The following is a 12,433-nucleotide window of genomic DNA, read 5'->3' on the forward strand; positions in this document are numbered from 1 at the left end:
ATTCGGTGTTTTTAACACCATTGTCTAATTGTTTAAAATCAAACTTATGCTAAATAAAAGCATTAAATTTTTAATAGAAAATAAACTGGTAGCAGTATTATTACTAGCACTGTTTATAGGTTGGGGTATCGTAAATGCACCCTTTAATTGGAATACAGGATTTCTTCCTAGCGATCCTGTAGCAGTAGATGCAATTCCCGATATTGGTGAAAACCAACAAATAGTATTTACAAAATGGGACGGTCGTTCACCACAAGATATTGAAGACCAAATAACCTATCCATTAACAACATCATTACTTGGTATTCCAGGGGTAAAAACCATTCGTAGCTCATCTATGTTTGGCTTTTCAAGTATCTATATCATTTTTGAAGAAGATATTGAGTTTTATTGGAGTCGTAGTAGAATCCTTGAAAAATTAAATTCCTTACCAAGTAATTTATTGCCAGATGGTGTTAACCCTTCATTAGGTCCAGATGCCACAGGATTAGGGCAAATCTATTGGTATACATTAGAAGGAAGAGATGAAAACGGAAATGTAACTGGTGGTTGGGATTTACACGAATTACGTAGTATTCAAGATTACTATGTGAAGTATGCGTTATCTTCTGCAAGCGGTGTTTCTGAAGTAGCGTCAATTGGTGGCTATGTACAAGAATATCAAGTAGATGTAAATCCAGAATTAATGCGTCAATACAATATTGGTTTACATCAAATTGTAAAAGCAGTAAAAGAAAGTAACAGAGATATTGGAGCGCAAACTTTAGAAATTAACCAAGCCGAATATTTAGTTAGAGGTTTAGGCTATATTAAATCTATTGCCGATATAGAAAATGCCGTTGTAACTTCTGAAAATTTCACTTCAATAAAAATAAAAGATATTGGCAAAGTATCACTTGGTCCGGCAACACGAAGAGGGTTGTTAGACAAAGAAGGTGCTGAAGTAGTTGGTGGTGTGGTTGTAGCTCGTTATGGTGCAAACCCTATGGAAGTTATCAATAATGTAAAAGCCAAAATTGAAGAACTTAAAGGAGGCTTACCTACTAAAGAATTAGCTGATGGAACAGTTTCTCAATTAACATTGGTTCCCTTTTATGATAGAACAGAACTTATTGAAGAAACCTTACACACTTTAAACGAAGCATTAACACTAGAAATATTAATTACAATTTTAGTAATTATTGTAATGGTCTTCAATTTAAGAGCATCCATATTAATTTCAGGTTTATTACCAGTAGCTGTATTAATGGTATTTATTACAATGAAACTCTTCAATGTAGATGCAAATATTGTTGCGCTTTCGGGAATTGCAATTGCTATTGGAACTATGGTCGATGTTGGAGTAATTCTCGCTGAAAATATGATTCGGCATTTAGATGAAGAAAAACTACGTTTAAATGAAGATGGCACACCACTAACAACAAATGAAATTGTATACAATGCCACTGCAGAAGTTTCAGGAGCAATATTAACAGCAGTTCTAACTACAATTATCAGTTTTGTTCCAGTATTTACAATGATTGGTGCTGAAGGTAAATTATTTAGACCTTTAGCTTTTACAAAAACAATGGCACTTTCAGCATCGTTAGTAATCGCGTTATTTTTAATACCTCCTTTTGCGGCCTTTTTATTCAGAAAAACGGTATTAAAAAAGACAGTAAGTTATTTTATAAATATTGCCCTAATTATTGCAGGAATTTCAGCTATAATTTTGGGTTATTGGCTTGGAATCATTTTAATTGCTTTTGGAGTTACAGGGATCTTAAATTTAAAAGGAAAACTTGAACCAAAAAATGTTAATTTAATCAACATAATAATTGCGGCTGCATCAGTAGTGCTTTTATTAACTGAATATTGGAGACCTTTAGGTGTTGAAAGAAGTATTCTTATAAACTTACTATTTGTAGCAATTATTTGCTTTGGAATATTAGGTATATTCTCTGTTTTAAGAAAGTATTATGCGCAAATTTTAAAATGGGCTTTAGCTAATAAATTAGCATTCTTAATCATTCCAACTACAGTGCTTATTTCAGGTATTTATATAATGAATAACACTGGAAAAGAATTTATGCCTTCTCTTAATGAAGGTTCATTCTTACTAATGCCTACTTCAATGCCACATTCAGGTGTTGATGAAAACAAGAGAGTTTTACAACAGTTAGATATGGCAGTTGCTAGTATTCCAGAAATTGAAACAGTTGTTGGTAAAGCAGGTAGAACAGAATCAGCATTAGATCCTGCACCATTATCTATGTACGAAAATATTATTCAGTACAAATCTGAATATATGAAGAATGAAAAAGGTAAAAAACAACGATACAAAGTAAATGACAAAGGCTTATTTGAATTAAAAGATGGTCGATTAATTCATAACGAAAATATAGCTGTCAGTTCGAGCGCAGTCGAGAACAAAGCGATTATAAAATCAACTTTATTAAATGTCCAAAGCTCTCAATTAATTGAAGATAATGATGGTGAATTTTACAGAAATTGGAGACCTGAAATTAAATCTCCTAATGATATTTGGAACGAAATTGTCAAAGTTACAAAGTTGCCTGGAGTAACATCAGCACCTAAATTACAACCTATTGAAACTCGATTGGTAATGCTGCAAACAGGTATGCGCGCACCAATGGGAATTAAAGTAAAAGGACAAGATTTAAAACAAATTGAAGCTTTTGGCTTGGAATTAGAAGCTATCTTAAAACAAACTGAAGGTGTAAAAGAACAAGCCGTTTTTGCAGACAGAATTGTTGGAAAGCCTTATTTACTTATTGATATTAACAGAGAAAAAATTGCACGTTATGGTATTTCTATAGAAAATGTTCAAGAAATACTTAAAGTTGCAATTGGCGGTATGCCAATAACACAAACAGTTGAAGGAAGAGAGCGTTATTCCGTAAGGGTGCGTTATCCAAGAGAGTTAAGAGCAAACCCAACAGATTTAGAACAAATTTATGTTCCTGTAGAAAAAGGAAGTCCAGTTCCTTTAAGCGAATTGGCAACCATTCGCTATGAACAAGGTCCCCAAGTTATTAAAAGTGAAGATACTTTTTTAGTGGGTTATGTACTGTTTGATAAGTTAGATGGTTTTGCTGAAGTAGATGTTGTTGAAAATGCACAAGCCTTATTTCAACAAAAAATAGCATCGGGTGAATTAATAGTCCCTAAAGGAATTAGTTACAAGTTTACCGGAACTTATGAAAATCAAATTAGAGCTGAAAAAACACTAGCTGTGGTTGTACCATTAGCATTAGCCATTATCTTTTTGATATTGTATTTCCAGTTCAAATCAGTAACAACTTCTTTAATGGTATTTACAGGAATTACCGTAGCATTTGCAGGTGGTTTTATAATGATTTGGTTATATGGGCAAGACTGGTTTTTCAATTTCAGTTTGTTTGGTGAAAATATGCGAGAGCTATTCAATATGAAAACCATCAATTTAAGTGTGGCAGTTTGGGTAGGTTTTATTGCACTATTTGGTATTGCTACAGATGATGGTGTGGTAATGGCAACCTATTTAACACAAACTTTTGATAGAGACAAACCTACGAATAAACAAAGTATTAGAAGTTCTGCTTTAGCAGCTGCTGAAAAACGAATAAGACCTTGTTTAATGACAACAGTAACAACAATTTTAGCCTTGTTACCTATTTTAACTTCAACAGGAAAAGGTAGTGATATTATGATGCCAATGGCAATTCCAATTTTTGGTGGAATGGTTATAGACATTACTTCATACTTTATAGTTCCTGTTTTGTATAGCTGGAGAGAAGAATTAAAACTTAAAAAAACAGCATAATGAAAAATCTAAAAACAGCCTTTATTTTAAGTGTATTACTTATCACAGTTAACACAAATGCACAACAATTAGAAACGCTCTTAAAAGAGGCATTTAATAACAGTCCTACAATTCAGAAGTTTGAATTGCAATATAAAATTAAAGCAGAAAAAGCGAACGAAGTAAATACACTTCCAAATACAGAATTTGGGCTTGGATACTTTGTAAGTGAACCTGAAACAAGAACAGGAGCACAACGTTTTAAAATTTCAGCAAAACAAATGTTACCTTGGTTTGGCTCAATTACCGCTCGTGAAAATTATGCCAATTCGTTAGCTGATGCTTCGTTTGAAGATATAGTTATTGCCAAACGAAAATTAATAGTAGCTGTATCACAATCCTATTACAATTTATATGAAAATAAAGCAAAGCAACAGGTTTTGATTGAAAATATTGAACTATTAAAAAACTATGAAACAATGGCTTTAACTTCTGTTGAGGTAAATAAAGCCTCGGCAGTAGATGTATTAAGGTTACAAATGCGACAAAATGAACTAGATAAATTAAAACAATTATTGCATCAGAAATATATTGCAGAACAAACAACATTAAACAAGTTGTTGAATCGTGATAAAGCTATTGAAGTTCGTATTGAAAACAATCTTGAAATACCTGCTGATGATTCTTTTTTAAATACAAATAGTTTAGAGTTACATCCCGAATTATTAAAGTATGAAAAATTGTACAATGCGGTTGAAAAGTCAGAATTATTAAATCAAAAAGAAAGCAACCCTTTAATTGGTTTTGGATTAGACTATGTCAATGTAGAAGAAAGACCAGATATTACAATAAGCGATAATGGCAAAGATATTTTAATGCCAATGGTTTCAGTATCTATTCCAATATTTAATAAGAAATACAAATCAAAAAGTAAGCAAAACAACTTGCAGCAGCTTGAAATAAAAAACGAAAAACAAGAGCGTTATAACAAATTACAATCTTTACTTGATGCTGCTATTAATGAAAGAATTTCAGCAAAAATTAGTTACAATATTCAAGCTAAAAACTTAAAGCAAGCCGAAAATGCTGAAGATATTCTAATTAGCAATTATGAAACCGGAACTATTGATTTTAATGATGTTTTAGACATACAAGAGTTACAGCTAAAGTTTCAAATAAATCAAATAGAATCAGTTAAAAATTATTACAATCAAAGTACAATCATCAATTATTTAATTTCAAATTAAAACTTAAAAAATGAAACATATAAAATCAATACTAATAATCATATTCATATTTACAATCAACATAACATTTGCTCAATTAAAAACAGAAGAGTTTAAGGTTGAAGGTAAATGTGAAATGTGCAAAAACAGAATAGAAAAAGCAGCCAAATCAGTTAAAGGTATAAAAACAGCTAATTGGAATGTTGAAAGCAAAATGTTGAAAATTACATTTGATCTAAAAGAAAGTAGTGCCTACGAAGTAGAGCAAGCAGTTGCAAAAGTTGGACACAGCACAAAATATGTAAGTGCTTCTAAAAAAGCTTATAATTCACTACCTAGTTGTTGTAAATACGAATTGACAGATGCAAAAAAAGGATGTAATCATTGTAATTAATTAATCGTTATGAAACACACATTTCACATACACGGTATGACTTGCAACGGTTGTCGCAGTCACGTAGAAGAAACACTTTCTAAAGTAAAAGGTGTTTCAAAAGCAACAGTTGATTTAGAAAAAGCTGAAGCTACAATTGAAATGGAATCACATATTCCGTTAAAAACATTTCAAGAAGCCTTAAAAAATGATGGTGGCAGGTATAGTATTCATAAACTAGGAGTTCATATACCTATAAAAATAAAAGAAAAAGAACTTCAGAAAGGAGAAGGAAGTGGTACTTACTATTGTCCAATGCATTGTGAGGGAGATAAAGTTTATAACAAAGTTGGTGATTGCCCAGTATGCGGTATGGATTTAATCGAAGAGAAAAAAATGGTTTCTTCAAATATTCAGTTTACCTGCCCAATGCATCCAGAAATCATAAAAGACGAACCTGGATCTTGTCCAATTTGCGGTATGGATTTGATTCCATTAGAAGCGGATGTATCTGAAGAAGATAAGACTTATAAAAAGCTGCTAAATAAGTTTTGGATTGCTGTTTTATTTACAGCTCCAATTTTTTTAATAGCTATGTCTGAAATGTTAGAAAATAATCCATTGTATACAGTTTTAGAACAAAAACAATGGAATTGGATTCAATTCATATTATCAATTCCAGTAGTTTTTTATGCTACTTGGATGTTTTTTAAACGTGCTTGGACATCAATAAAAACATTGAACCTAAATATGTTTACCCTAATTGGAATAGGTTCTGGAATAGCGTGGATTTTTAGTGTTTTTGCAATGATATTTCCTAATGTTTTACCTGAAGATTTTAAAACTTCAGAAGGAAACGTATTTGTATACTTTGAAGCAACTACAGTTATTTTAACATTAGTATTACTAGGGCAATTGTTAGAAGCAAAAGCGCATAGCCAAACAAGTGGAGCAATAAAGGAATTATTAAAATTAGTTCCTTCCACTGCAACATTAGTAATTGATGGAATTGATAAAGTAATAGCTATTGATAAAATTGAAAAGGGTAATTTATTACGAGTTAAACCAGGTGAAAAAATCCCTGTTGATGGTAGTATTATTGAAGGCCATAGTAGTATTGATGAATCTATGATAACAGGAGAACCTATTCCTGTAGATAAAAATGTAGATGACAAAGTAAGTTCAGGTACAATCAACGGTACAAAGTCGTTTATAATGAAAGCTGAAAAAGTCGGTTCAGAGACCTTACTTTCTCAAATCATTCATATGGTAAATAACGCAAGTCGTTCTAAAGCACCTATTCAAAAGTTAGCTGATAGAATATCAAAATACTTTGTTCCAATAGTAATGATTGTTTCAGTAATAACATTTATCATTTGGGCTGTATTTGGTCCCGAACCTGCTTATGTTTTTGCATTTGTAAATGCAATAGCTGTATTAATTATTGCGTGTCCTTGTGCATTAGGATTGGCTACGCCAATGTCTGTAATGGTAGGTGTTGGTAGAGGTGCTCAATCTGGTGTATTGATTAAAAATGCGGAAGCATTAGAGAAAATGAATAAAGTAGATACACTTATTGTTGACAAGACAGGCACGATTACAGAAGGAAAACCATCAGTTGAAAAGGTAATAGCAACAGACTCTATAGATGAATCTATTTTAGTACAATACATAACATCTTTAAACCAATATAGCGAGCATCCGTTAGCAGCAGCAATCGTAAACTATGGTAAATCAAAAAACAGTTCAATTACTAAAGTAAGTGATTTTGAAGCTGTGGCAGGAAAAGGAGTTATAGGTAAAGTCGAAAATAAAAATATTGCTTTAGGTAATGATAATTTATTAAAGCAATACACAATTACTATTTCTGAAAGTTTATCGAATAAAGTTATAGTAGAACAAGAGCAAGGTAAAACAGTTTCATACATAGCAATAGATAATAAAGCAGTAGGATATGTCACAATTTTCGATGCTATTAAAACTACAAGTCAAAATGCTATTAAAGAATTACAAAATAATGGCGTTGACGTAATAATGCTAACAGGTGACAATAAGAATACTGCAAAATCTGTAGCTAAACAACTAAACCTAAAACACTTTAAAGCAGAATGTCTTCCACAAGACAAATTAAATGAAATAAAAATGCTTCAAAATAAAGGGAAAATAGTTGCAATGGCAGGAGATGGTATTAATGATGCACCTGCTTTAGCACAATCTGATGTTGGAATTGCAATGGGTACAGGTACTGATGTTGCTATTGAAAGTGCATCAATAACATTAGTAAAAGGCGATTTACAAGGTATTGTAAAAGCTAAAAAATTAAGTCACGCTGTTGTAAAAAATATAAAACAGAACCTGTTTTTTGCATTTATATATAATGTTATAGGTGTTCCTATTGCAGCAGGTATTTTATATCCATTTTTTGGATTATTACTATCACCAATGATTGCAGCTTTAGCTATGAGTTTTAGCTCGGTCTCGGTAATTGTAAACGCATTAAGATTAAGAAATATTAAAATTTAAAAAAATGAAAAAATATATAATTTATATAGGCATATTAGCTGTTGGACTTCTTCTGGGAAAGTTCCTGTTCAATGATTCTTCAAAAAATAAAACAGAACATAATCATACTAGCACAACAGAAACAAATCAAATGTGGACGTGTTCAATGCATCCACAAATAATGCAACCAGAAGCAGGTGACTGTCCTATCTGTGGTATGGATTTAATTCCTGCCGAAGCAGGTGCTGATGGTTTGTCTGCAGATCAATTCAAGTTAACAAAAAATGCAATGGCATTAGCCAACATTCAAACAACAAAAGTTGGTAAGCATTTAGCTGAAGATAATGTGCTTAAATTATCTGGTAAAATTGCAGTAAACGAAGAAGTTAATTCAATTCAAGTCAGTTATTTTTCTGGAAGAATTGAAAAACTAAATGTAAATTTTACTGGTGAAGAAATTCGTAAAGGACAATTATTAGCAACTATCTATTCACCTGAATTATATGCTGCTCAACAAGAATTATTAACTGCAATTTCATTAAAAGAATCTCAACCAGAATTGTACAATGCCGTTCGTAACAAATTAAAATTCTGGAAACTATCAGATAATCAAATAAACCAAATTGAAGCCTCTGGAAAAGCAAAAGAATTTTTCCCTGTGTATGCAACAGTTTCAGGTACCGTATCTGAAAAATTGGTTGAACAAGGTTCAGCAATAAAACAAGGACAACCTTTGCTGAAAATATCAAACTTAAGTACAGTTTGGGCAAATTTCGATGTGTATGAAAACCAGATAGGCTTATTTAAAATAGGTGAAGAAATTACGATAACTTCTAACGCATACCCTAATAAAGAGTTTAAAGGAAAAGTAAGTTTTATTGACCCCGTTTTAAATACTAAAACCCGTACGGTAACTTTAAGAGTTGTATTAAAAAATAAAAACAATGAATTTAAGCCAGGAATGTTTGTTGAAGGTAAAGTAAATAATGCCACATCAAATACAAATGATATACTAATGATACCTGCATCGGCAGTTCTTTGGACTGGTGAAAGGTCTATAGTTTATGTAAAAACCAATCCTAACGAACCTGTTTTTGAAATGAAAGAAATTGTTTTAGGGAACCAAATTGGAACAAATTATCAAGTTTTAAAAGGTCTAAATAATGGTGATGAAATAGTATCAAATGGTACGTTTACCATAGATGCTGCTGCCCAACTACAAGGTAAAAAAAGTATGATGAATAAAACTGGCGGAACTACAATGACAGGTCACGAAGGGCATCTTGGTATGGAAAATAACATTTCAGATGCTACAGAACATTATGAAATTAATAAACGATTAGAAGCTCCAAAAGAATTTCAAAATCAATTAAAAACAGTGTATGAGAACTATATCATTCTTAAAGATGCATTGGTAGAAGACAATTCAAAAGAAGCTACAAACAGTGCCAAAAAGTTAATTTCAAGCATTCATAAAATAAATATGAAATTACTAAAAGGCGAAGCACATAAGCATTGGATGACTGTAGAAAAAGAAATTAAATCTTCAACAATCGCTATTTCAAATACTGATGATATAAAAGTTCAAAGAGACCATTTTAAGCATTTATCTTCTCATTTAACCAAGGCAATTCAACTATTTGGAATCAACGAAATAGTATATGTAGAATTTTGTCCAATGGCAGATAACAATAACGGTGCATATTGGTTAAGCAAAGAAGAAAAAGTTCTTAACCCTTATTTTGGAGATGCAATGCTTAAATGTGGTGAAGTAAAACAAGTAATAGAATAAATTAAAACAATTATTAATATTTTAAATTTTAAAACAATGAAAAAAGTAATTTTAAGTATAACTGTAGTAGCTTTATTCGTAGCTACAAGCTGCAAAACAGAAACAAAAAAAGATAAAGAGCCTGTAAAAACAGAAGCCAAAAAAGAAATGGCAATGGAAGTTTACCAATGTCCTATGGATTGTGAAAAAGGCAAAACATACGATGAGAAAGGAAATTGTCCAGTTTGTAAAATGGATTTAAAAAAGGTAGAGAAACACGCTAAACATAATGATGAAGATCATTCAGGTCATAATCATTAGAAACTATAAAAAGAGTCCTCAAAAGGGGCTCTTTTTCATAAAATAATAAACACCCCATCTACAGCAGTATTTTTTTAATCTTTACGTCATTCTGAACTTGTTTTGAATCTCATCTTTAAAAGTTAGTCAAGTTCACAACAAACCAAAAATACAGCTTCCAATTCCGCACAGTAAGAGCTTGAAAAAAGCACTTACTTTTTGCCTTTGCGCTTTTCAAATCCGTTTCCATAAGTAACAATAGAACAAAATAGAAACATTCGTGCAGGTAATAAGGTGTTCGCAATACGCACCATTTTGTTACATAAAATATATCTGCAAGGTAAATCCAGAAAAGTACGTCATTCTGAACTTGTTTCAGAATCTCATCACTATAAGTATAGATATAGTTTTAAAACCTTGCATATACCATAAATAGCACTAATTCGTCCACAGTCCTCATTTAGCACTAGTTCATTTATTTTACTTCACACATTCCACGCATCACTCACGCATAGCTATCTTTTACCCCTAAAACCCAATAAGGTATAAATGCATTTTTATTAGGGGTAAACCGCTATTACACTATTTTCGCTCGCCTGCTGCTCACTTCGGGCTAATCAGGTTGTCACAGTTTTTGAAGGCATCCATTTTGCATATAAAATAAACCGCCTGTCCTCACGAATGTGGGTATCTTATAAATGTATTCTTCAATTTTATTTGATTCTACATCGATAGGTATTTAGCGGATTTATTACATATTGCAAACACGCACAAGAGCAAAGTATTCCATTAAATTTATAGGATTAATAATTATTTAGTATTTAAAATACACTCACAAAAACGACCTATTAAAATAGCTGTAGAAATACAAGTTATCGAAACGTATGAGTAATCCAAAGAGCGAAGCGGCCTGGAGTCGAAAGTGAGGTAGCGTAGTATTCAAAGCTATTTTAAGAAGTCTTGATTTTTTGTTTCGTTTTGCATCAAGGCAAAATGAATATGACTAACAATTAATATCACTACATAAATTGCACTTGTTTTTCCAACCGCTTCAAAAACTCCGCCAACCTTGCGTGTTCCACGTAGTCGTAGCACGTACTTATGCCGATGGCAACGTACTCTTGCTCCAACACCCTCGTTCAACTCGCTGCGGCTCGCTTTAATGCTTCGCGATTACCTGCTAAAAGAAACTTAAAAACATTATATAAAACGATACTACAAATAACATAATTACAAATTATCTAAATTCTTCAACATTTATTCAATGTAGTTAAAAACATATTTTTGATTCCAATCAATAGCAGTTAGTTTTTTAAAAAACAACTTCAAAATATCTCTTACATAAAACAAGTATTTAGGTTCAAAGTAAAAATAAAAAACATAGCAAATATCGGTTGTTACCATCTCCAGCCGCTTTCTGCCTTTCAAGGTCAAGCCCGTTGGGTTTTGAAAAAAACCTCCACCTCACAATATTTTTAGTAATGATTTCAACTATCAATTTAGGTAGTGTTTTTTACAAAAAACCTTGACAGTCATATCCACACAACCTAGCTGTGGCTATCTTTTTTCTTTTGTTTTCTGAAAAAATTATGTGCGCGAAGCGCATAATTTTAAATGGAGAACTATGTCAACTTATGAAATCAAGACACACCAGGAAGGAAGAACCTACAACAAACCACACTTTTTTATTTTAAACAAAGGTTTAAATAGTGGTAGGCCAATGGAGCAACCTTGCCCAAACTGTTTTGTAATCACAACCGCTTCAGAAGAAACTCGGGAGTCTTTGTATTACCTATGTTTATCACTTAAAACAGGTCAATTCTTTGGCTACTATTTAAAAGGTAGTGTTATTCCGTTTATCTGTATTTCAGATGCAAAAACGGTAATAAATACAGCCTTACAAAATTACGAGCTGCAGCAATGGGAACTAAAAGTTGAAAAGCTTAAAAAAATTACAGCCTTTGAGCAAAATCTAGAATTGCAATTGCAAGCGATTTCAAAATTAAAAATTGCCTTGTTGAGGTCTTGAATTTTTTCTTGTCATTCCTGCGTAGGCAGGAATTCAAACCAACAACAAAAAACCAATAACTAGAATGATGAAACTAATAATTGCAGGAACCAGAACCTTCAACGACTACAAAAAACTATGCACCGAATGTGACAACATTCTCCAAGATCAAAACAATATTGAAATTGTTTCTGGAGCCTATTACAGAGGAGCCGATAAACTTGGAGAACAATACGCAAAAGAAAGAGGATATAAAATAATAAGATTTCCTGCAGACTGGAATAAATACGGAAGAGCTGCAGGACCAAAGAGAAACCAACAAATGGCAAATTATGCTGACGCATTAATTGCCTTTTGGGATGGAAAAAGTAGAGGCACAAAAAATATGATTGATTTATCGAAACAATTGGGTTTATACTTGAAAATTAGTTGTTATTAATAAGCATTTTAAAATAACCCATATTAATAA

General features: G+C 32.0%; 8 protein-coding genes. All 8 read left to right on the forward strand.

Annotated elements, in window-relative coordinates; translation table 11 throughout:
- The first annotated feature begins 46 nt into the window (after positions 1–46).
- The 8 genes from BLU40_RS04110 to BLU40_RS04145 all read left to right on the forward strand — a co-directional run bounded on the left by BLU40_RS04110 (position 47) and on the right by BLU40_RS04145 (position 12,403).
- Positions 47–3,805: an efflux RND transporter permease subunit gene (locus BLU40_RS04110; RefSeq protein WP_090120019.1), complete on the forward strand. Its 3,759-nt coding sequence runs from the start codon at positions 47–49 to the stop codon at positions 3,803–3,805.
- Positions 3,805–5,031 (forward strand): TolC family protein, encoded by a 1,227-nt coding sequence (locus BLU40_RS04115; protein ID WP_090120021.1) that lies wholly within the window; start codon positions 3,805–3,807, stop codon positions 5,029–5,031. Before BLU40_RS04110 ends, BLU40_RS04115 begins: the two co-directional genes overlap by 1 nt.
- 10 nt (positions 5,032–5,041) lie before the next feature.
- A complete protein-coding gene (locus tag BLU40_RS04120) occupies positions 5,042–5,404 on the forward strand; it encodes a heavy-metal-associated domain-containing protein (protein ID WP_090120023.1) in 363 nt (120 codons plus the stop codon).
- A gap of 9 nt (positions 5,405–5,413) precedes the next feature.
- A complete protein-coding gene (locus tag BLU40_RS04125) occupies positions 5,414–7,906 on the forward strand; it encodes a heavy metal translocating P-type ATPase (protein WP_090120024.1) in 2,493 nt (830 codons plus the stop codon).
- Positions 7,907–7,910: 4 nt separating this feature from the next.
- Positions 7,911–9,677 carry an efflux RND transporter periplasmic adaptor subunit gene (locus BLU40_RS04130; RefSeq protein WP_090120025.1) on the forward strand — a complete coding sequence of 589 codons (1,767 nt, stop codon included), beginning with the start codon at positions 7,911–7,913 and terminating at the stop codon, positions 9,675–9,677.
- A gap of 36 nt (positions 9,678–9,713) precedes the next feature.
- Positions 9,714–9,977, forward strand: a complete 264-nt coding sequence (locus BLU40_RS04135) for a heavy metal-binding domain-containing protein (RefSeq protein WP_090120026.1) — start codon at positions 9,714–9,716, stop codon at positions 9,975–9,977.
- Positions 9,978–11,580: 1,603 nt separating this feature from the next.
- Entirely contained in the window at positions 11,581–11,985 is a 405-nt protein-coding gene (locus BLU40_RS04140) for a DUF6943 family protein (RefSeq protein WP_090120369.1), read from the forward strand.
- Positions 11,986–12,049: 64 nt separating this feature from the next.
- Entirely contained in the window at positions 12,050–12,403 is a 354-nt protein-coding gene (locus BLU40_RS04145; protein WP_175454741.1) for a DUF2493 domain-containing protein, read from the forward strand.
- Positions 12,404–12,433 lie beyond the last annotated feature (30 nt).

The organism is Lutibacter oricola, assembly GCF_900106565.1.
Lineage (GTDB): Bacteria > Bacteroidota > Bacteroidia > Flavobacteriales > Flavobacteriaceae > Lutibacter > Lutibacter oricola.

Coding starts and splice junctions, on each gene's coding strand:
- BLU40_RS04110 (WP_090120019.1), top strand. CDS start 47: ATGCTAAATAAAAGCATTAAATTTTTAATAGAAAATAAACTGGTAGCA.
- BLU40_RS04115 (WP_090120021.1), top strand. CDS start 3,805: ATGAAAAATCTAAAAACAGCCTTTATTTTAAGTGTATTACTTATCACA.
- BLU40_RS04120 (WP_090120023.1), top strand. CDS start 5,042: ATGAAACATATAAAATCAATACTAATAATCATATTCATATTTACAATC.
- BLU40_RS04125 (WP_090120024.1), top strand. CDS start 5,414: ATGAAACACACATTTCACATACACGGTATGACTTGCAACGGTTGTCGC.
- BLU40_RS04130 (WP_090120025.1), top strand. CDS start 7,911: ATGAAAAAATATATAATTTATATAGGCATATTAGCTGTTGGACTTCTT.
- BLU40_RS04135 (WP_090120026.1), top strand. CDS start 9,714: ATGAAAAAAGTAATTTTAAGTATAACTGTAGTAGCTTTATTCGTAGCT.
- BLU40_RS04140 (WP_090120369.1), top strand. CDS start 11,581: ATGTCAACTTATGAAATCAAGACACACCAGGAAGGAAGAACCTACAAC.
- BLU40_RS04145 (WP_175454741.1), top strand. CDS start 12,050: ATGATGAAACTAATAATTGCAGGAACCAGAACCTTCAACGACTACAAA.